Annotated in this window: 20 protein-coding genes; 12 read left to right on the forward strand and 8 right to left on the reverse strand. The window is 64.4% G+C overall.

The annotated features are described in order from the left end of the window. The first annotated feature begins 370 nt into the window (after window positions 1-370). On the forward strand, window positions 371-1591 hold the full coding sequence (locus ACE10Z_RS10790; protein ID WP_375787901.1) for an FAD-dependent oxidoreductase: 1221 nt from the start codon (window positions 371-373) through the stop codon (window positions 1589-1591). 27 nt (window positions 1592-1618) lie between these two features. Here ACE10Z_RS10790 and ACE10Z_RS10795 read toward each other — a convergent pair whose 3' ends face one another. Next, on the reverse strand, window positions 1619-2749 hold the full coding sequence (locus tag ACE10Z_RS10795) for a GNAT family N-acetyltransferase (RefSeq protein ID WP_375787902.1): 1131 nt from the start codon (window positions 2747-2749) through the stop codon (window positions 1619-1621). Between the two features lie 498 nt (window positions 2750-3247). Here ACE10Z_RS10795 and ACE10Z_RS10800 point away from each other — a divergent pair, with 498 nt between their 5' ends. From ACE10Z_RS10800 to ACE10Z_RS10815, 4 genes are all read left to right on the forward strand, one after another. Further along, window positions 3248-4060: a WecB/TagA/CpsF family glycosyltransferase gene (locus ACE10Z_RS10800; protein WP_375789803.1), complete on the forward strand. Its 813-nt coding sequence runs from the start codon at window positions 3248-3250 to the stop codon at window positions 4058-4060. 75 nt (window positions 4061-4135) lie between these two features. Further along, window positions 4136-5425 (forward strand): O-antigen ligase family protein, encoded by a 1290-nt coding sequence (locus ACE10Z_RS10805; protein ID WP_375787903.1) that lies wholly within the window; start codon window positions 4136-4138, stop codon window positions 5423-5425. After that, entirely contained in the window at window positions 5422-6447 is a 1026-nt protein-coding gene (locus ACE10Z_RS10810; protein ID WP_375787904.1) for a glycoside hydrolase family 5 protein, read from the forward strand. The genes ACE10Z_RS10805 and ACE10Z_RS10810 overlap by 4 nt, the downstream gene beginning before the upstream one ends. Window positions 6448-6564: 117 nt before the next feature. Continuing rightward, window positions 6565-7854 carry an MFS transporter gene (locus ACE10Z_RS10815; RefSeq protein ID WP_375787905.1) on the forward strand — a complete coding sequence of 430 codons (1290 nt, stop codon included), beginning with the start codon at window positions 6565-6567 and terminating at the stop codon, window positions 7852-7854. A 9-nt stretch (window positions 7855-7863) separates the two neighbouring features. Here the strand turns inward: ACE10Z_RS10815 and ACE10Z_RS10820 are convergent, their stop codons facing one another. From ACE10Z_RS10820 to clpB, 5 genes are all read right to left on the reverse strand, one after another. Next, window positions 7864-8055: a hypothetical protein gene (locus tag ACE10Z_RS10820; RefSeq protein ID WP_097672779.1), complete on the reverse strand. Its 192-nt coding sequence runs from the start codon at window positions 8053-8055 to the stop codon at window positions 7864-7866. 85 nt (window positions 8056-8140) lie between these two features. Continuing rightward, window positions 8141-8956, reverse strand: a complete 816-nt coding sequence (locus ACE10Z_RS10825; protein WP_342709490.1) for a family 1 encapsulin nanocompartment shell protein — start codon at window positions 8954-8956, stop codon at window positions 8141-8143. Then, the gene (locus tag ACE10Z_RS10830; RefSeq protein ID WP_375787906.1) at window positions 8949-10010 is read right to left on the reverse strand and encodes a Dyp-type peroxidase; all 1062 of its coding nucleotides are present in this window, start codon (window positions 10008-10010) and stop codon (window positions 8949-8951) included. Before ACE10Z_RS10830 ends, ACE10Z_RS10825 begins: the two co-directional genes overlap by 8 nt. A gap of 120 nt (window positions 10011-10130) precedes the next feature. Next, entirely contained in the window at window positions 10131-10400 is a 270-nt protein-coding gene (locus ACE10Z_RS10835; RefSeq protein ID WP_050628119.1) for a DUF2171 domain-containing protein, read from the reverse strand. Window positions 10401-10502: 102 nt separating this feature from the next. Continuing rightward, window positions 10503-13115: an ATP-dependent chaperone ClpB gene (gene clpB / locus ACE10Z_RS10840; RefSeq protein WP_375787907.1), complete on the reverse strand. Its 2613-nt coding sequence runs from the start codon at window positions 13113-13115 to the stop codon at window positions 10503-10505. A 648-nt stretch (window positions 13116-13763) separates the two neighbouring features. Between clpB and ACE10Z_RS10845 the strand changes: the two genes are divergently transcribed. The 5 genes from ACE10Z_RS10845 to ACE10Z_RS10865 all read left to right on the forward strand — a co-directional run bounded on the left by ACE10Z_RS10845 (window position 13764) and on the right by ACE10Z_RS10865 (window position 16974). Then, window positions 13764-15143: a hypothetical protein gene (locus tag ACE10Z_RS10845; protein WP_375787908.1), complete on the forward strand. Its 1380-nt coding sequence runs from the start codon at window positions 13764-13766 to the stop codon at window positions 15141-15143. 86 nt (window positions 15144-15229) lie between these two features. Beyond that, window positions 15230-15412, forward strand: coding sequence for a hypothetical protein (locus ACE10Z_RS10850; RefSeq protein WP_092116659.1), 183 nt, complete (start codon window positions 15230-15232; stop codon window positions 15410-15412). A 122-nt stretch (window positions 15413-15534) separates the two neighbouring features. After that, window positions 15535-16437 (forward strand): DnaJ C-terminal domain-containing protein, encoded by a 903-nt coding sequence (locus tag ACE10Z_RS10855; protein WP_375787909.1) that lies wholly within the window; start codon window positions 15535-15537, stop codon window positions 16435-16437. Continuing rightward, window positions 16434-16709 (forward strand): chaperone modulator CbpM, encoded by a 276-nt coding sequence (locus ACE10Z_RS10860; RefSeq protein ID WP_375787910.1) that lies wholly within the window; start codon window positions 16434-16436, stop codon window positions 16707-16709. The genes ACE10Z_RS10855 and ACE10Z_RS10860 overlap by 4 nt, the downstream gene beginning before the upstream one ends. Before the next feature lie 40 nt (window positions 16710-16749). Next, window positions 16750-16974, forward strand: a complete 225-nt coding sequence (locus ACE10Z_RS10865) for a hypothetical protein (protein WP_021081495.1) — start codon at window positions 16750-16752, stop codon at window positions 16972-16974. Window positions 16975-16979: 5 nt separating this feature from the next. On the opposite strand, the gene ACE10Z_RS10870 is transcribed toward ACE10Z_RS10865, so the two are convergent. Continuing rightward, on the reverse strand, window positions 16980-17213 hold the full coding sequence (locus ACE10Z_RS10870; protein WP_375787911.1) for a hypothetical protein: 234 nt from the start codon (window positions 17211-17213) through the stop codon (window positions 16980-16982). A gap of 39 nt (window positions 17214-17252) precedes the next feature. Beyond that, window positions 17253-18986, reverse strand: coding sequence for a YbaL family putative K(+) efflux transporter (ybaL, locus tag ACE10Z_RS10875; protein ID WP_375787912.1), 1734 nt, complete (start codon window positions 18984-18986; stop codon window positions 17253-17255). A 114-nt stretch (window positions 18987-19100) separates the two neighbouring features. Between ybaL and ACE10Z_RS10880 the strand changes: the two genes are divergently transcribed. Continuing rightward, window positions 19101-19766 (forward strand): HAD family hydrolase, encoded by a 666-nt coding sequence (locus tag ACE10Z_RS10880; RefSeq protein WP_375787913.1) that lies wholly within the window; start codon window positions 19101-19103, stop codon window positions 19764-19766. 9 nt (window positions 19767-19775) lie between these two features. Next, window positions 19776-20729, forward strand: a complete 954-nt coding sequence (locus tag ACE10Z_RS10885; protein ID WP_375787914.1) for a sugar-binding transcriptional regulator — start codon at window positions 19776-19778, stop codon at window positions 20727-20729. Window positions 20730-20937: the final 208 nt, after the last annotated feature.

Raw genomic sequence — 20937 nt, forward strand, 5'->3', positions numbered from 1 at the left:
TGGCCAATATGTCGCGCTGCTCCATTCTGGAACGCTGACGTCCTCACTGTGTCCAAACGGCGCAGATCGGATTTTTCCACGCCGTCCGGTTCGACAGTGTGGGCCGCGTTGGTTGAAGCCGCGTTAGCGCGTCAACGGCACGGTCGAAACACCACGGCCACGCAATTGCTCCGCCAGCCTGCTGCGGAGCGTCGAAAACATCAGTTTCATGACCGCCGTGGTTGCAAGCCATGTGCCGGGAAGCGGCTGATCGCGATGGGGCGTTGCCGTTAACCTCAACAGTGGAACTTGTTGTGTCCGTTCTGCAAGGCGGCAGGGCAGGCAAGGAAATTGCAGTTCCGTGGCCAATTAGCCGTCGGAGCGGACAAAGATGATTGCCGAGGAATGCATGACCCAGCCGATCGCACCCTGCGAGGCTGAAACGATCGAAGCGGACGTCGCCATTGTTGGCGCCGGTCTGGCCGGCTCGCTCGCGCGGGCCGTCCTTACGCGTGCCGGGTATCGGGTCGTCCTGATCGACAAGCGCTCGATCCCGCCGGATGAATTCCGGGTCGAAAAGATTGCCGGGCGGCAGATCGATATCTTCCGTCGCCTGGGCTTCATCGACGACCTCGAGGCCATCGCCTCGTCCTATGACCGGGTGCTCAACATCAGGGACGGCAAGCTGGTCGATATCGGCGTCGGCCGGTCCTACGGGATTTCCTATGCCAACCTCGTCGACATGGCCCGCGGCCTGACGCCTGATGCGTCGGGCTTCCTGCTCGACCAGGTGACCCATGTCAGCTGCAGCGCGGATCGTCAGCAACTGACGCTGGCCTCCGGAAAGCGCGTCGTCTCCCGCCTGGTCGTTCTGGCCACCGGCATGGCGGGCGCGCTTGGCTACAATCTCGGAATGCGCCGGCAGGTGCTCGCCGAGCGCCACTCGATTTCGTTCGGGTTTACCATTGCAAAGCCGGACAAGGCGCCGTTCGGCTTCGACGCGCTGACCTGCTACGGTAAGAAGGCGGCTGACGGCGTCGACTATCTCAGCCTGTTTCCGATGTCGGGCGGCATGCGCGCGAACCTGTTCATGTTCCGCGATCCGACCGATCCGATCATGCGCGAGCTGCGCCGCGACACCAGGCGGACGCTGCTCCGTCTGATGCCGGGACTGCAGACCTACCTCGGTGATTTCGGGATCGTCGGCCAGGTGCACAACTGGGTCATGGACCTGTCGGTGACCGAGGGCCATCTGCAGCCGGGCGTCGTGCTGATCGGCGATGCCTACCAGACCAACTGTCCTGCGGCCGGAACCGGCGTGAGCCGCCTGCTGGTGGATGTCGAGCGTCTCTGCACCGAATATGTGCCGCGCTGGCTCGAGACCGACGGCGTGGGCACGGAGAAGATCGCGCAGTTCTATTCCGATCACGACAAGCTTGCCGCCGACCGGCATTCACTGCAACTGGCGCGCTTCCGCGAGGCTTTGACCGCCAACACCGACGTACGCTGGACCATGCAGCGGAAGCTGCACTTCCTGCGCCGCATGATCACGCATCAGGTGGACCAGATTCATCCGGGATGGGTCATGCGCGTCCGCAGCGCGCTTCGGTAAAGGGACGGTAGGCTTTTCCAGCCGGCCTTACCGCGTACCGGTCGAGGTGCGGATCGGCCTGAGGTCGGTCACCCGCTTCGCCGCCTGCTTGATCCAGGGCGCCTGCTTCAGCGCAAACAATGCAAGCGATCCGGCCGCACTGCCGGCCTGCGTCACGCTCGACATCGGCGTGGGCTGGCCGCCGAACTGCATCTTGTAGGGCTCGTCACCGATGGTGAAATCCAGCACCCGGTCTCCGCGCTCGATGCAATCCTTGGCAACACTTTCGAACGTCAGCGCGCCGATCGACTGGCTCTTGTATCCCTCGATGTCGAAAGCTGTCATGACGACGAGCAGGCTGCCGCGGTGGGCCAGCCCAAGGGCGGTGGCGATGACCTCGCCATCCATCTTCATGGCATAGAGCCGGGTAAAACAGCCCATGCCGCGAAGCGCCACGCTCGAGTAGAAATCGAAATATTCCGGACGCTGCAGCAGGTCACCGTCGCCGTGTGCCTGGAAACGCGGGCCGCGAAACTTCCTCATCACGTCCATGGCCTCGCCGATGGAAGCGCCGTCGTTGCAGCATGAAAAGGTGAGCGTGCCCTTTTTGAGGATCTGGCGCCATTTCTTTGCCAGTTCCTTCTGATAGGATTTTCCCAGCGCGTTGATCCGCCATTGCTCGAACGGCGCGACCAGGACCGTCGCATAGGCATTGGTGTCCATCAGGCTGCGGTGAGGCGCCCCGAGCAAATTCTCGATCGGCATCCTGGCATCGAGCAGCTTGGGAATGCGCAGCAGGTCGAACGGCCGGACCAGTTTGCGAAGCTTCTCGCAGGCCTGCCGGTCCTGCAGCAGGTCGGCGAATGTCTCCGCCGTGCAGACCGGCGACAAATAGTCGGACACGCGAAGGTCCGCGAATTCGACCGTGCGCATCGGGCCGCGCCGCACGCGCAGCAGCGGCAGCACGGCCGCAAGCGCGCTGTTCGTGCGATGACGGACGACGACGACCAACGGCTTCGCTGCCGCGGCGGGAGCGAGCTTGCGATAGAGCGTGTCCAGCCATAACGGATGCTGGAAGGCGGTCGCGTCCGAGCCTTCAAACAATGTCGCGTATTCTTCAGACAGGAAGTCGAATGCGTCGTCGATGCACACATCGAACGCGTCATCATTCTTATTCATGTGAAACCAAACAAACTGAGTTTTAAAAGCGCCGGTCAAGCCAGCGCGTCGCCGTTATAGCAAGGCTGATGACCTCGGGCACCGGTAGAATACGATTTGTATTAATGTAGAGCGTGGACCTTTGCGCAGTGTTGCTGCGCGAACGTCGCCGGCCTCGCGGAATCCAGCGTGATGCTGTCGCCGTGCCCGGCGGCCGGCATCGTTAACAATTTCTCTACGGCCTGTGTCGAATCAGACTGCTGCGGCGATATCGCATGTGGTCTGGACCGGATATTGCAGTTATGGGCACGTAAGTCCTGGAGCCCTGCTGAAATGTTGACGAACAGCCAAAAAGCCCGCGTTTCCGACGCAATTTCGCCTGCGCAGGCCGATCGCGAGCGGCCTCGGCGTCTCAATTCGGATATGGCTGCTCCATCTGTCCGGATTTGCAACACTTCGAGCGCCGGGCAGCCGGTTTTCTCCACGGATGTGTCAGCCGGATCATCGATGCCGAACGGTGTGCTGGAGCGGCGCACCAATCCCGTCGGCAGGGCTGCGACCGCCAGCGTTGTGCGGGCGACCATCGGCGGGCTGCGGCTCGCCGTGCTCGATCGCGAGCAGACCGCGGACTTCATGGTCGAGGCGGTGTATCCGAACCGGCGCATCAATCGGCCGCTGTATCTGACATCAGCCAATGGCGAGGTGTTGTCGCGCTGCTCCACCGAGCCGATGACCGATCGGTTGTTCCGTGCTGCCGACCTGATCAATGCCGACGGGCAGCCGCTGGTCATGGTGTCGAAGCTGCGGTCGCCGAACCCGCTTCCCGAGCGCGTTGCGACCACGGATCTGTTCCACAACGTCGCGCGCAAGGCGGAAGAACGCGGGCTGACCTTCTACCTGTTTGGCGCGAACGAGGCCGAAAACAAGGCGGCAATCGCCAATGTCCGCCGGGCCTATCCGGCTCTCAAGATCGTCGGCCATTCGCACGGCTATCTGCGCGGCGACGCGCTTCGCGCCAAGGTGGATGAGATCAACGCCCTGGCGCCGGACTTTCTCTGGGTCGCGCTTGGCGTGCCCTACGAGCAGGCCTTCGTCGACGAATTCATGTCGCGGCTTGGCAATGTCGGCGTCATCAAGACGTCAGGCGGATTGTTCAACTTCCTGTCCGGATCGCGGCCGCGCGCGCCGAGATGGATGCAGATCGTCGGGCTCGAATGGGCCTGGCGTGTCTGGCTCGAGCCGCGCCGGCTGTTCTGGCGCTATCTGACGACCAATCCGCACGCCCTCTATCTGCTGTTCAACCGGACCCGGTCCTCGGCGACCAAGGACTGAATCCGTACTGAGTGCAATTTTGCCGCTCCGATCCACCGGAGCGGCGAGCTCTTCAATGAGCGGAGTACAACTGATATGGACGGTCGAGCAGCCGATAGCTCGGTCTGGCAGGCGCCGGGCGTTGATGCGGAAAATTTCGCTCGGACCGTCGTCAATTGGTCGATCACCGTCAACGTGATCATGTCGATGGGGACGTTCCACCCCGCGCTGCTTCCGACCGAGGTGACGCTGGTTCAGCAGGCCGTCGCCCTGCTGATGTGGGGCGTGCTGATCTATGCGAGCCTGTTCATTCGTCCCTGCCTGCGGCTGGCCTTCAATCTCGACGCGCTCGTGATTGTCGGATTCTATGCGTTCGCCACGATTTCGGTGCTCTGGACCAATCTGGACGTGGCGGCCTTGATGAAGGCCGCTGCGCTCGCTGTCACGACGCTGGGCGCGTTCTGCATGGTCAGTTGCGTCGACATCGACGACATCGTGAAATCGACCATCCGCGGCCTCTTCGTCCTGATCGCGGGCTCAGCGGTTTGTGCGGTCGCGCTCCCGGACATCGGTGTGGATCAGACCTGGATGCACAATGGGCAATGGCAGGGCGTCTTCGAGTCGAAACAGACCCTGGGCTTTGCTGGCGCCTATCTCATGTTCTTTGCCTGTTATCGAAAGATAACCGGACAGGGATGGCTGCCGTTCATCGTGACGTTCGCGCTGGCCTCGACTTGCGTCGTCTTCTCGGAGTCGCGTGGCGCCGGCGCCTTGTCGCTGGTCGCCTGTGCGCTGCTGCTGACCTCCCTGTGGTCAGTCAGGTGCATGCAAGTCTACGCGATGCTGCCATGTGCCATGTGCGTCGCGGCCGCGTTGCTGATGCTGTACTTCTACACGACCGGGTACGACTCGATCCACGTGTTCGATACGACGATCAATTTTACCGAGAGAACCTTCATCTGGCAGTACGCCATCAGCCATTTCGATGATGCGCCGCTGTTCGGATTTGGCATCAACGGGTTCTGGACCAGACCCGAGATCTACGACTATTTCAACCAGAACCATGGCTGGGTGCTCGACAACTACCACAACGGCTACATCGCCATTCTCGTCGAAACCGGATTTCTGGGCTATGTCCTGTTCATGGCGAGCGTCTTTCTGTTTTCGTACAAGATGCTCTGCCTGATCGCTGAGCGGGCGATCGACCGTCTGCATTGTGCGCTGATCATCGGGTTCGTTTTCCTCAACTGTCAGACCAATTTTACCGAAACGGTGTTCCTGCGTTCGACGATGTTCACATCGGTGCTGCTGATCGCCTTTTTCCTCGCCGCTTGCCGGTCGTTGCCGTCGTCGCGCCTGCAGCCGCGCGAACTGGAGCAGACATGAGCGGGTTCCGATGTCTTTCGCAAAGAGTGTTGAGCGCGCTGCTGGCGGCAGTGCTTTCTGCCGTGTTGCTCTCGCCCGCGCGTGCGGCCGGGCAGGGGGCGTCCCCGGACGTCGCGGCGTTGGGGCGCGGCATCAATATTCTTGGCTATGACGGCATCTGGGAAGGTTACCAGAACGCGCCCTTCCGCCTGGAAAACCTCACCGCCATCCGCAAGGCGGGCTTTTCACACGTCCGGATCAACTTCTTCGGCTTCAAGCACATGGATTCCGGCAACATCCTGGATGAAGCCGTCTTGCGGCGCCTCGACGCCGTGATTGAGCAGGTGCTGGCGAGCAGACTGATCCCGATCCTCGATGAGCACGACACCGATCTCTGCCAACGCGACGTGCCGGAATGCACGGCGAAGCTCAAGGCGTTCTGGCGCCAGATCGCGTCGCGCTACGCGGGCAAATATCCGGCGCTGGTGTTCGAGATCCTGAACGAGCCCGGCGGGAACATGACGTCGGCCGAGTGGAACGCGCTGCTCGGCGAGTGCCTCGCCATCGTCAGGGGCACCAATCCGAAGCGGAATGTGGTTGCCGCCGTCCTGAACACCGAGGCGCTGCCGGTCGAGGACCTGACGCTGCCGGCCGCCGACAGGAATCTCATCGTCACGTTCCACTATTATTTGCCGCTGCGATTCACCCATCAAGGCGCGCCGTGGTCGGCAACCTTCTCGAAGATCGGCCCGTTGAATTGGGGCTCCGCGGAGGACGAAGCCAAGGCCGCCGCCGATTTCGACAAGGTCAGGTCCTGGTCGGAGAGGGAGCAGCGCCCGATCTATCTCGGCGAGTTCGGCGTCTACGAACGCGCGCCAGCGGAGAGCCGGGCGAAGTACCTGTCGTTCGTGGCGAGGCGCGCCGAAAGCTTAGGCTGGGCGTGGGCCTATTGGCAATTCGATCACGATTTCGCGGCATTCGACGGCGCCCGGCAGCGCTGGAACAGGGATATCCTCCGCGCGATCATTCCTCCGGTTCGATGAACCCTTGCGGCCTGTGCGCGGCGCTGATCTGGGATCGCGCGGTACGCCCTGCCTTGCCTTGCATGGCCTGAGGAACAATACTCGCTCCGGACAGCCAAGCTTAAGGAATCGAGAGCGTTGCCGGACATTGCGAGCAGGGAAGAGTTCGATGTCAAGCGCGCAGCCTTTGCCGCGACTATCGGCAACATGCTGGAGTTCTACGACTTCATCACCTACAGCTTCTTTGCGACCGAGATCGGGCGCACCTTCTTCCCCGCGCATAGCGAATACGGCAGCCTCATGCTGTCGCTTGCGACCTTCGGCGCCGGGTTCCTGACGCGGCCGATCGGCGGTGTCGTGCTCGGCATCTTCTCCGACCGGGTCGGCCGGCGGCCGGCGATGCTGCTGAGCTTCGCGCTGATGGGTGGCGCGATCCTGACCATCGCGCTGACGCCATCCTATGCCGCGATCGGCGTCGTGGCTCCGATCATCGTGATCCTGGCGCGGATGGTGCAGGGATTCGCGCTCGGCGGCGAAGTCGGACCGACCACGGCCTATCTCATCGAAATCGCAGCGCCCAGGAAGCGCGGCCTGGTGGTGGCATGGCAGCCCGCCAGCCAGGAGGTCGCGGCGACCGTCGGCGCCCTCGTCGGTGTCATCCTGAGCAGCACGATGGCGCCTGACATGCTCCAGGCTTATGGATGGCGCGTCGCGTTCCTGCTCGGGGCGGTGTGCCTGCCGTTCGGCATATGGATGCGCCGCACGCTGCCGGAAACGGTCCCTCACGGCGAGCACGCTGCCGCGAGCGTCGAGCGCTCGAACCATGTCATGCTGGCGCGCCGGCATCTTCGCGTGATCCTGCTGGCCGTGATGATCCTGGCTAGCGGCACGATCTCGACCTACGTGACGCAATACATGACGACCTACGCCAAGAACACGCTGCACGTGTCGCCGTCGCTGGCGTTTACCGTCTCGTTGGTGAGCAACGGACTTCAGATCATCGGCGCGGTGCTGGGCGGCTGGCTTGCCGACCGGCTTGGCCGCAAACCGATCATGATCTGGCCGCAGCTGGTCGTGCTGGTGCTGACCTATCCGGCCTTCCTGTGGATCGTCCGGGATCCCGGCGCGTGGTCGCTGCTGTTCGGCTTCGGCATCCTGTCATTCATCGGATCGCTGCCGTTCACCGCGTTCTATGCCGCCTTCACCGAAGCTTTGCCGCAGAACATCCGTGGCGGCGTGTTCGCCACGATCTACGCGGTCGCGATCGCGACTTTCGGCGGCACCGCGCAACTCGTGGTCACATGGCTGCTGCATGTGACCGGAGATCCGCTGGCGCCGTCCTGGTATCTGCTGCTCGCGGCGGCGGTCGGCGTCCTGGCGATGAGCCTGATGCCCGAGACCGCTCCGGTGAAGGTCGGCGAGAAGTAACCGCTGAGCTCAGTCCATGTCGCGAAAGGCGTGGCCGTTGGCCTCGATCTCCTTCACGAGCTGCGGCGGCAGATTGGCTTGCGCCGAGGTGCCGTCGAACACCCAGTCTTTGGCGTCGCCGAGATCGGGGAGGCCGGCGCCCTTGCGGACATAAAGGCCGACCGACGCCTTCTTCGGGTTGATGTAGAGATCGTAGTCCATTGCGCGCCTCCTCTTCGTTGAAGTTCAACGGAAGCTCCGGCACAGATTGGCCAGAGGCTTCCTGGAAGAGTCAACGCCGGCGGGTCTAGGCGGGTTTCTTCGCCTCCGGCGCAAGCACCACCGACGCTTCGCTGGTCAGCATCAGGAAGGTGATGGTCTCCTGGAAATACAGCTGGACCGAGGTCGCGGAGTGGCTGAGATAGCCGATCGAAAGGTCCTGGCCGATCGAGAGCTGGAAATCGCCGCCGCGGGTGGTCAGCAGCACGCCGCCCTCGATCGCAGGCGCCCAGATGATCTTGCCGTCGATCAGGCGCTGGATGTGCTGCAGCACAGGATAGCCGTCGTCGGTCGCACCGCCGATCGCGGTGTAGGGTTCGGTGCCGAGCAGGAGCGTATAGGGACCGTTGACGCCGGCGAGCCGCAACTGGCTGACCGCCTGCGCGACCACGGCGGGGTAATTCTTGATGCTCGACGGCAGCTTCAGCACCGGGTTGCTGGTGCCCTGACGGATGCCCTGGATGCCGGCGGCCGTGTAGCCATCGAACACCGCGCGATCCTCGGCGAAGGCGATCTTTCGCGCGGCTTCCTTGAGCGGATCCCAGTCGGAATCATTGGAGCCGCGTTCGACGTCGTCGATCGCCTGCCGCGAGAGCTCGAACGGCACGCGCAGCTCGACCAGCGCGCGGACGTCACGTTGTGTCGCCTCGACCCCGTCACCGGGTGTCGCAATTTTCTTGAGATGGCCGGTGCCGACCGCAGAGAAGTCCGTTCCCTTTGGACCATCGACATCGACGACACGGCGCGCCGCCAGATGGCGCTTCAACGTCCGCGAGGCTTCCTCTTCGATCTGGGCCCATGCCGCGTCTGAGATGGGGGCCAGTCCCCGATGAAGATTATTCATGTCCAGCCTCTCCTTTGAGTGAGCCGATCCCGAGCGATCCGTCGGACGGCGGTATTTTTTGTGCAGGGGGCTCGTCAGCCCCGGCGTCATCCAGCGACGGCTCAGCCGGCGCGGGCGCAGGTGGTTCGCTGGTGACATCCTCCAGGAAGGTCGCCGACGGGATGAAGAACAGCGTGCCGGTCACGGCGCGGCTGAAGTCGAGCAGGCGGTCGTAATTGCCCGGCGGCTTTCCGACGAACATGTTCTCCAGCATCTGCTCGATCCGGTGCGGGGACTTGGCATAGCCGATGAAATAGGTGCCGAATTCGCCCTTGCTGATGTTGCCGAACGGCATGTTGTCGCGGACGATATCGAGCTCCTCGCCATTCTCGACGATCGTCGTCAGGGCGTTGTGCGCGTAGCTCGGCTTCACGGCATCGTCGAGCTCGATGTCGGACAGCTTGGTGCGGCCGATGATCTTCTCCTGCATCTCGACCGGCAGCTCGTTCCACTTCTTCAGATCGTGCAGGTATTTCTGCACGATCACATAGCTGCCGCCGGCGAAGGCTAAGTCCTCGTCGCCGATGATCGTGGCCTTGGTCGCCGCCTGGTCCTCCGGATTTTCCGTGCCGTCGACGAAGCCGAGCAGGTCGCGCTCGTCGAAATATTTGAATCCGTGCACCTCGTCCGAGGTGGCAACCGCATCGCCGAGCCGTGACATGATCTGTGTCGCGAGCTCGAAGCACAGGTCCATCGGCACGGCGCGGATGTGAAACAGCAGGTCGCCCGGCGTCGCGACGGCGTGGTGGACGCCGTTGATCTCGCGGAACGGATGCAGGCCTTGCGGCTTCGGCGCGCCGAACAGCCGGTCCCATGCATCCGAGCCGATGCCCATGACGCAGGTCAGCCGGCCCTCGAGATCGCGGAAGCCGACCGCGCGCACCAGCGCAGCCAGATCGGCACACAGCGACCGCACCACGGTATCAAATTCCGGATTGGGCTTGATCGTGACCGCAAGGAAGATGGCCGCGCGCGTCAGCTTCGCAGCGACCGGTTGCGGAACGGCTGATGGCACGCATCTCTCCTTAACTAACGGCACTTCCACGACGACAAAAGGCGGGGCTGGACGCCGGATTGACGTCCAGATACCGGGGAGAGGAGCATGCCATCGGAGCCTTTACAAGAGCCCGGATTGCTAGGCTTCCGCGGACGGACCAACCGGCTTGCCGGACTTCTCCTCCTCGAGGGTCACGGCAATGGCGGCGTTGGCTGAGAGCCGAACCTTGGAGCCTTCGACACCGGCGACGAAGCCGAGCTCGATATAGTGGTGATGGCCCTTGTGGAAGCCGTCGCTTTCGCTTTTCTTGAGCTTGATACGGTTGCCTTCCACGTGATCGACGGTGCCGACATGCACGCCGTCGGCGCCGATGACCTCCATGTTGTCCTTGATGTTCTGCTGCGTCATGGCGCTCTCCCTGGTTGCAGGTCAGCTTGTTCATTCAGCTTGCATATGAAGCGCCCGGACGACGCGACGATGACGGCGCGTCGTTGACAATCCGGGCTTCTCTCACACCGGTTCGAATTCGTCAGCGGCAGCGTTCTCGGGCTTCTTGCCGTTGAAGGTGAGGCCGGCCTTGGTGGCGGAGAGCTTCACCTGCGAGCCGTCGCGGACGTCGCCGGCGAGGATCATCTCGGCGAGCGGATCCTGCACGCTGCGCTGGATCACCCGTTTCAACGGACGGGCGCCATAGGCCGGATCCCAGCCCTTCTCCGCCAGCCAGTCGCGCGCCTTCGGATCGAGCTCGAGCTCGATCTTGCGATCCTCGAGCAGCTTGCGCAGTCGCGCGAACTGAATCTCGACGATGCGGCCCATGTCGCTCTTTTGCAGCCGGTGGAACAGGATGATCTCGTCGATGCGGTTGAGGAACTCGGGACGGAAATGCGCCCGCACCATGTTCATCACCTGCTCGCGCACCGCGCTGGTGCTCTGGCCCTCGGGCTGATTGACGAGGTACTCCGCGCCGATGTTCGAGGTCATGATGATCAGCGTGTTGCGGAAATCGACGGTGCGGCCCTGGCCGTCGGTGAGGCGGCCGTCGTCGAGCACCTGCAGCAGCACGTTGAAGACATCGGGATGCGCTTTCTCGATCTCGTCGAACAACACGACCTGGTAAGGCCGCCGCCTCACGGCTTCGGTCAGTGCGCCGCCCTCGTCATAACCGACATAGCCGGGCGGCGCGCCGATCAGCCGCGAGACCGAGTGCTTCTCCATGTATTCGGACATGTCGAGCCGGATCATCGCGGTCTCGTCGTCGAACAGATATTCGGCGAGCGCTTTTGCGAGCTCGGTCTTGCCGACGCCGGTGGGGCCTAGGAACATGAACGAGCCGATCGGCCGATTCGGATCCTGCAGCCCGGCGCGGGCGCGCCGCACCGCGGTCGACACCGCACGCACGGCCTCGGCCTGGCCGACGACGCGCTTGCCGAGCATCTCCTCCATGCGCAGCAGCTTGTCCTTCTCGCCTTCCAGCATCTTGTCGACGGGGACGCCGGTCCAGCGAGATACCACAGCCGCGATATTGTCGGCGGTCACGGTCTCGCTGGCGGACGAGGTCTCGCTGGCCTCGACCGCAGCGAGCTTCTTCTCGAGTTCGGGAATGCGGCCATAGGCCAGCTCGCCCGCCTTCTGGAATTCGCCCTTGCGCTGCGCGTTGGCAAGCTCGGTGCGCAACTGCTCGAGCTCGCCCTTCATCTTCTGCGCGTCGGAGAGCTTGCTCTTCTCCGACCGCCATCTCGACGTCATGTCCGCCGACTTCTTCTCGAGGTCGACGAGATCCTTTTCGAGGGTTTGCAGGCGGCTCCTTGAGCCGAGATCGGTCTCCTTCTTCAGCGCCTCCTGCTCGATCTTGAGGCGGATGATCTCGCGGTCGAGCGAGTCGAGCTCCTCAGGCTTGGAATCGACCTGCATCTTCAGCCGCGCTGCGGCCTCGTCCATCAGGTCGATGGCCTTGTCGGGCAGGAAGCGGTCGGTGATGTAGCGGTTCGACAGCGTCGCGGCCGCGACCAGCGCCGAGTCCGCGATGCGCACGCCGTGATGCTGCTCGTATTTGTCCTTGAGGCCGCGCAGGATCGAGATGGTGTCCTCGACCGTCGGCTCGGAGACGAACACCGGCTGGAACCGCCGGGCCAGCGCCGCGTCCTTCTCGACATGCTTGCGGTATTCGTCGAGCGTGGTGGCGCCGATGCAGTGCAGCTCGCCGCGGGCGAGCGCGGGTTTCAGCAGGTTCGATGCGTCCATCGCGCCGTCGCCCTTGCCAGCGCCGATCAGCGTGTGCATCTCGTCGATGAACAGGATGATGCCGCCCTCGGCGGACGTCACCTCCTGCAGCACCGCCTTGAGCCGTTCCTCGAACTCGCCGCGATACTTGGCGCCGGCGATCAGCGCGCCGAGGTCGAGCGCGAGCAGCGCCTTGTCCTGCAGGCTCTCCGGCACGTCGCCGTTGACGATGCGGAGCGCCAGGCCCTCGACGATCGCGGTCTTGCCGACGCCGGGCTCACCGATCAGGACGGGATTGTTCTTGGTGCGGCGGGACAGCACCTGAATCGTGCGGCGGATCTCCTCGTCGCGACCGATCACCGGATCGAGCTTACCGTCGCGCGCAGCCTGGGTGAGATCGCGGGCGTATTTCTTCAGCGCGTCATAGGCATTCTCGGCCGACACGCTGTCGGCGGTGCGGCCCTTGCGCAGCGCGTTGATCGCCGCGTTCAGGTTCTGAGGATTGACGCCGCCCTTGGCGAGCAGCTTGCCGGCGTCGCTGTCCTTGTCGGCGGCGAGCGCCTGCAGCAGGCGTTCGACCGAGACAAAGCTGTCGCCGGCCTTATCGGCAGCCTGTTCCGCCGCGGCGAAGGCGCGCGCTGTCTCCGGCGCGAGGTAAATCTGTCCGGAGCCGGCGCCGCTGACCTTCGGCACCTTTGCCAGCGCGTCTTCGGTCGCCTTGAGGATCGCGCGCGAGTTGCCGCCGGCACGGTCGATCAGGCCGGCCGCGAGGCCTTCAGGGTCATCGAGCAGCACCTTCAGGATATGGAGCGTCGAAAACTGCTGGTGCCCCTCGCGCATCGCGAGCGATTGTGCCGACTGAACGAAGCCGCGGACGCGATCGGTATATTTTTCAATGTTCATGGTGGCACCTCAAGGCAGCACAGGCTCGTCGAGATCAAGTCATGCCACGCATTGCCGCCGGCGACAGATGGCGGAACGATGACATCCATCAAGCGTCAGGCGTCCAATCGTGCCGGGCCGAGAACCGCGGGCCTGACGCCACCGCTGCTCGTATCGTGTGGTCGTTTCAGGGGTGTGTCAATCGCGGAGCGCGGCCGCCGGCATACCGCTTTCGAGGTGTTGCGGTGTTCGCTTCTGGCACTCATCCGGTGCCACTGCCACGGACGCACCGACAAATCGGGGTTCGGCATCACGCCGATGGCGGCTCGGCTGATCGTGATGCTTGCGAAATGAGCGGCGCGACGATCCCGGATGGTTGCAATCGTGCGAGAGCCGAAGTCATGCTCGAGATTTCGGTAACGGCGATCTCGCACCTCGTGTAGTGCACGCGATGATGCAGACGTGCGTCGCGCAGTGTTCCAATGAATCGCGCGATGATGAGTCACTACACACCCTGAACCGTCGATGAATAGCTGCGTGATGCGTTTGGCGCTGTTTCAGGTTGATGTAAGGTCAGGGCGCTAGCGATGAAGTGTGTCGGTGCGTTGCCGACGCTCGGAACTTTTGTTCCGGTTCTCACGTTGAACGTGCTCATCGAAGAGGCTCCCAATGACCACTCGTCTCCTTGCGACCACGTCGTGTGCAGCGATTGCCACGGCGCTGTTCTATGCGACCGCCGTGCCGGCAATCGCGCAGGATGCGGCATGCGCGCCGGTCTCTGCCGTCGAGGCCGCGCCGCCGCCGTTGCCGACCTACGATCAGCCGCCGGTGCCCGGGCCCGGCTACATGTGGTCGCCGGGCAATTGGTCGTGGGACGAGGATCGCGGCGATTACTACTGGGTGCCGGGCACCTGGGTGCAGCCGCCGCGCGTCGGGCTGCTGTGGACTCCCGGATACTGGGGCGCGTTCGGCGGCGGCTTCATTTTCCATCAGGGCTATTGGGGTGATCGCGTCGGCTTCTACGGCGGCATCAACTACGGATTCGGCTATGGTGGTTCAGGCTACGAAGGCGGCCGCTGGGATCGCGGCAATTTCTTCTACAATCGCACCGTGAACAATCTGGAAGGCGCGCGGATCACCAACGTCTACGAGAAGAACGTCACGATCAATCAGACCACCATCAACAACGTCAGCTACAATGGCGGCCGCGGCGGCATCGAGGTGCGACCGACTCCCGCCGAACGTACGATCGCCAAGGAGCAGCACTTCGCCGCGACGCCGTTGCAACGCAAGCAGGTCGAGACCGCAAGCCAGGATCCGAGCCTGTTCAAGCGGGCCAACAATGGCGTGCCCGCGGTCGCCGCAACGGCGCGTCCCGGCGAGTTGAAGGGACCGGGCGTGGTCCGCGCACGGCCGGCCGGCGAGGCGGTGCCGGCCAACGCCGCCAAGCCGGCGGCAGCGGAGCCGGCGCGGCCGGGAACTGCGGCTGCACCTGCGACGACACCGGCTGACTCGCACGCGCTCCCGGTCCCAGGGAAGGAGCTTCCGGCGGCGCATCCGACGGCTCAGGAGACCAAGCCCGCGGCCGAGGAGAAGCGCGCAGCTCCCGCTCCCGAGACCAAGGTTGAGCCGCACCCTGCTGCGCCGGCGGCTGCCGGAGCGCACGCGCTTCCAGTCCCCGAGAAGGGCGTGGCCGCGCATCCGCCCGCTGAGGTGAACAAGCCTGCGGTCGAGGAGAAGCGCGCTGCGCCTGCCGCCGAGCCGAAGGCTGAACCGCGGCCTGCAACGGAAGCGGCGCGGCCTGCCGCACCGGAGCGGCGGCCCGAAGAGGTACGCAAGGCGGAGCCGCGGCTCGAGCCTGCCGCAAAGCCCGTCGCGCGGCCGGAGCAGGCAGCACGCCCTGAACCACGACCGGAGCCGGCGGCCCGGCCGGAGCCACACGTCCAGGCCGCGCCGCACGTTCAGGCGCCGCCCCACGTTCAGGCGCCGCCGCATGCTGCGCCTGCCGGGGGGCATCCCGCGGAGGAGAAGCGCCAGGAGCAACACTGAGGTAAGATCGCGCTCCGCCGGCTCGTTTCGGCGGAGCGCGTTCTCTCTTCCGCCCGCGCGCAAGCGATCATCACTGGAGGTCGGTCATGGCACAGAGTCACGGTGGTAGCGGACAGCTTGACGACGGCAAGCCACGCCTGAGCGAGGACGACATGCAGCGAGCCCTGCTCGGTCCGCGGGGCGTGCCGGGCAAGCCGGATCCCGCCAGGATGACGCCGCAGCAGAAGAAGAACATGCCGAACTATCTCGATCCCGGACATACCTCATAGCGCCCGCGATCTGAGCGCAGGCTGCGTCGCCCGTTGCAGGGCGACGTGCGAGCGCACTTGCAAATCGCCTGCTTTTGCGCCCTCATGATTGCAGGTGCACTCACGGTGTTGCGGAGCAGGTTGTGAGAAATCCGTACGAGGTTCTTGGCGTTGCCCCGACGGCGTCTTCAGTCGATATCCAGAAGGCCTATCGAAAGCTGGCGAAGAAGCTGCATCCGGATCTCAATCCGGGTGACAAGGCGGCCGAAGAGAAATTCAAGGAAGTCGCTGCGGCGAACGATCTGCTCAGCGATGCCGACAAGCGCAAGCGCTTCGACGCCGGCGAGATCGACGCCGATGGCACCGAGCGGCCGCAGCATCGCTACTACCGGGATTTCGCCACCGCGGATGGCGGGCATCCCTATGCCGATAGTTCGGGCTATGCCGACTATATGGACCAGGACGACGCGTTTGCCGAGTTGCTTCGGCGCACCGAGCAGGCGCGTGCGAACCGGCGCGGCCGCGACCTGCACTACAGCCTCGTGATCGATTTCGCCGAAGCGATCGCCGGCGCGAGCAAGCGCCTGACGCTTCCCGATGGCGGCACGCTCGATGTGACGATCCCGCCGGGACTGATCGACGGCCAGGTCATTCGTCTGCGCGGCAAGGGCATGCCCGGCACCGGCAAGGGCGGCCCTGGCGACGCGCTGATCGAAGTGGAGATCAGGCCCGATCCGCGCTTCACCCGCGAGGGCGACGACATCTCGCTGGAATTGCCGATCTCGTTGTCGGAGGCTGTGCTCGGCGGCAAGGTCAACGTTCCAACCCCGACCGGCGCGGTCACCATGACGGTTCCGAAGGGCTCGAACACCGGCACGACGCTGCGGTTGCGCGGCAAGGGCGCGCCCAAGGTCGGCGGCGGTCATGGCGATGAGTTCGTCAAGCTCAGGGTGGTCCTGCCCAAGGGACCCGATCCCGCGCTCGAGGCGTTCGTGTCGAGCTGGGATCGCAAGGGATTCAATCCACGCGATGATGGTGCATCATGAACAAGCAGCAGTTCCTCATCGATGCGGGTCTGGAGGTGCAGACCCTGGAGTTCTGGATCGAGCAGCAATGGCTCGTTCCGGACGAGACCACGCACGAGATCAGCTTTTCCGACACAGACGTCGCGCGCGCGCATCTGATCCGGGATCTGAAGGGTGACTTCGGCGTCAACGATGAGGGGATCGACGTCATCCTCCATCTGGTCGACCAGCTGCACGGTCTGCGCCGCGCGTTCGAAGAATTGCACAAGAATATCGCGTCATCGCCGCGCTAGCCGCCTCGCTTGCGGCGAGCCGCAGTCCCGGGAGACCATCATGACGGACAAGCCGACGCCGCTGGCTCATGGCGAGATCGACGTTCTGATTTTGCAGGCGCTGGTGCGCAAGCTGATCGCAAAGGGCGTGCTGACGCCGGACGACGTCCGCGCGATGCTGTTCGAGGCCGCGAAAAATCTGGACCTTGTCGGTAGCGAGCTGACGACGGAAGCCGCCAACATCATCGTGCAGGAAGATCTGGCGCCGGCATTCCTCGGCGGTTGATGTCGTCAGGTCTGGCCGCTGCGGTTGGAGACCAGCCGGATTTGCGTGATCTGGTCGGCGTTGCCGGCGAGATAGGACTGCGCGTCGCACACCAGACGCTCGATCGCCGCGGCGTCATAGCTCGGATGACGGGTGTTCAGATGCAAATCGGTCTCGATCTGCATCACATTGGTCGTGGCCTCGGCGCCGAGCTCGATCGAGAACGACACCAGCGAAACGTGCGGGCTCTTGAACGCCATGTCCTGATCTCCTTTCATCGCGCAGCGGGCGCCATTACCTCAGGCTGCGGAATCTTCCCTTGCGCTCGCAGCATTTTGCGTGACCACACCAGAGTGTCTGCGGTCGAGCTCCTCGATCATGCCGCGGGCAATCTCGCGCTCGCCCATGATCACGATGTCGGCCCCGAGGCTCGTCAGATGATCGACCTCGGCGTCGGAATGCGCCCGCGCGATGATCTGGATGTCGGCATTCGCCGCGCGCGCCTGCTCGACGATCTGTCCGGCCTCGAACGCCTCGGGAATGGCGATCACCAGCGAGCGTGCGCCGGCCGGATTGGTCGCGCGCAGCACGCTGGCGCGGGCGGCGTTGCCCATCAGGGCTTCGATGCCGCGCTGCCTGAGCTTTGCGACCATGTCGTCGGACGCCTCGACCGCGAGGAACGGCGCGTTGCGCTGATGCAGCGCATCGCCGACGATGCTGCCGACCCGGCCGTAGCCGACCAGGATGGTGTGATCCTGCAAGTCGGTGATCGGGATCGGTTCAGCGGTTGCAACGGTTGGCGAGGAAGCCTGCGGCTTCTCGAGCCGCGAGGTCAGCCAGTCGACCACCGCGAACACCAGCGGGTTGAGCATGATCGAGAAGATCGCGCCGGCCAGGATCAGGTCGCGGCCGGCCTTCGGCAGCAGGTTGAGGGCAACGCCGAGCTCCGCGAGGATGAAGGAGAATTCGCCGATCTGGGCGAGGCTCGCCGAGATCATCAGGGCGGTCGCCATCGGGTGACGGAACAGCAGAACGATCAAGAGCGCGGCGAGCGACTTGCCGACCATGATCACGAACAGCGTCGCGAGAAACGGCCAGGGTTCGCGCACCACGCTGAGCGGATCGAACAGCATGCCGACCGAGACGAAGAACAGCACCGCGAATGCGTCGCGCAGCGGCAGGGTTTCCTGGGCGGCGCGCTGGCTCAGCGGCGATTCCCGCAGCATCATCCCGGCAAAGAAGGCGCCGAGCGCCAGCGACACCCCGAACAGCTTGGTCGCGCCGAACGCGATGCAGAGCGCGATCGCGAGCACGGCCAGCCGGAACAGCTCGCGCGACCCGGTATGCGCGATGTAGTGCAGGGCCCACGGGATCAGCCGGCGTCCGACCACCAGCATCAGCGCGATGAACACGGCGATCTTGATCAGCGTCAGCACCAGCACGCCGGTCAGCCCGAGGCCGAAGCGGGTGGCGAGCGGGTCGGAGACGAGCACAGCGCCATCACCGCCCTGGAAGCTCGCCACCGCCGGGAACAGCACCAGCGCGAGCACCATGGCGAGGTCCTCGACGATCAGCCAGCCGACCGCGATCTTGCCGCGTTCGGTGTCCATCAGGCGGCGCTCCTGCAGCGCGCGCAACAGCACGACGGTACTTGCGACCGACAGCGCGAGCCCGAACACCAGCCCGGCGCCGACGGTCCAGCCCATCAACAGCGCGAGGCCGAGGCCCAACAGCGTGGCGACCGCAATCTGCGCAATGGCGCCGGGCACCGCGATCGCGCGCACCGACAGCAGGTCGTTCAGCGAGAAATGCAGGCCGACGCCGAACATCAGGAGAATGATGCCGAGCTCCGCGAGCTCGGTTGCCAGCGCCTGATCTGCGACGAAGCCCGGCGTGAACGGACCCGCGGCGACGCCCGCGAGCAGATAACCGACGAGTGGCGGAACCCGAAAGCGCTGGGCGATGGTTCCGAAGACGAAGGCTAATCCAAGACCCGCGACGACGGTCGCGATCAGAGGTGTGTCATGCGGCATTTCGCCTTGTCGCACAGCATGGTTGGCGGTGCACCGCGACCATTTGAGGCGCGGCATTCCGCGCGCGAGCTGTGATCTATTGCTCATCGTGTGAGCATATGATCTCATGCCGGGATGGATCCGCAGCTTCCCGAGACCGATCTGGTCATCTTCGACTGTGACGGCGTGCTCGTCGACAGCGAAGAATTGAGCTGTCGCTGCCTCGCCGAGGCGATGGTGAAGGCCGGCATCGAGATGAGCACCGAGCGGGCGCTCGAACTCTTCCTCGGGCGCAGCACCACGGCCCTGGTGGACTATTGCCGGGGCGTGGGCAAGCCGTTGCCTGCGACGTTCCTGCCCGAATTGGCGCAGCAGGTCCGCGAGACCTTCCGTTCGCAGCTCAAGCCGATTGCCGGCATCGCCGCCGTGCTCGCGGAATTGCACCTGCCGTATTGTGTCGCCTCATCGAGTGATCTCGAGCGGGTGAAGTATTCGCTGGAGCTGACCGGTCTTGCGTCGCGCTTCGGGCCGCGGCTCTACACCGCGCAGATGGTCGAGCACGGCAAGCCGGCGCCGGATCTCTTTCTGTTTGCCGCCGGCAGAATGAGAGCCGATCCGCGCCGCACGCTGGTCATCGAGGATAGCGTCAGCGGGGTGATGGCGGCGAAGGCCGCGGGCATGAAAGTGTGGGGATTTGTCGGCGGCTCCCACTATCGGCTGGCGGACGGCAGTGCTCTGCTGAAGCAGGCGGGGGCGGATCGAATCTTCGCCGCGATGACGGATTTCTGGAACGAAGGCTGACGCAAGATCATGGCTGCGCCCGACAACGAAAAGTCTCGCCTCGACGATGCGGCGCGCGCCGGCTGGCTGTACTTCATCGCGGGCCACACCCAGGACGAAATTGCAAAAATGCTGCAGGTATCGCGCGCCTCGGCGCAGCGCCTGGTTTCGCTGTGTCTTGCCGAGCGGTTGATCACGTTTCGTCTCGAGCACCCCATTGCGGCCTGCATGGAGCTCGCATCGCGGCTGAAGGAGCGGTTCGATCTGGTGCATTGCGACGTCGTGCCATCGGATCCGGCGGCGCCGCTGTCGAATGCCGGGATCGCCGAGCGCAGCGCCAATCTGCTGGAGCTGACGCTGCGCTCGGAGACGCCTGTCATCGTGGCGCTCGGCACCGGTCGCGCGGTGCGCGCCGCGGTCGAGCGGGTCTCGCCGATCGAGCGGCCCGACCACCAGATCGTCTCGCTGGTCGGCAACATCTCGGCGGACGGCTCGGCAAGCTTCTACGACACGGTCGGACGGCTCGCCGATCGCACCGGTGCACGCCACTACCCGATGCCGCTGCCGTTCCTGATGTCGAGCGAGGACGAGCGCAACCGCATGATCCGGATCGATCCGATCGCGCGGGTGAGGGCGGTCGCCGCCAAGGCCGATCTGCGCCTGATCGGCATCGGCCAGATGGACCAGAAGGCCCAGGTCCATGTCGACGGCTTCGTCACCCGCGAGGAATTGCTGGAGATGATGCGGCTCGGCGCGGTCGGCGAGGTGACCGGCTGGGCCTATGACGTCAAGGGCAAACTGATCAAGGGCGGCACCAACAAGCGCCTCACCAGCATTCCGCCGCAGATCCCCGCGGTATCGACCACGATCGCCGCGGCCGTCGGCGCCGCCAAGGTGCCGTCGATCAAGGCCGCGCTGGCGGGCCGGGTGATCAACGGCCTCATCACGGACGAGGCCACCGCACGCGCGGTGCTGGATCGCTAGGCCGCGACAATCGAGTCGAGAAACGTGCCGCACTTCGCCTCGCCCCGCGTGCGGGGAGAGGCCGGAATGCATCGCTAGATGCATTCCGGGTGAGGGGGAGTCCCCACGTATTCCTCTGGTTTCGTATCCGCGGAGTGAGCCCCTCACCCCAACCCTCTCCCCGTAAGAACGGGGCGAGGGAGCGCAGTCCCGTTGCGGTTGCGAGATC

Source organism: Bradyrhizobium sp. Pha-3 (assembly GCF_042258615.1).
In the GTDB taxonomy this organism is placed as follows: domain Bacteria; phylum Pseudomonadota; class Alphaproteobacteria; order Rhizobiales; family Xanthobacteraceae; genus Bradyrhizobium.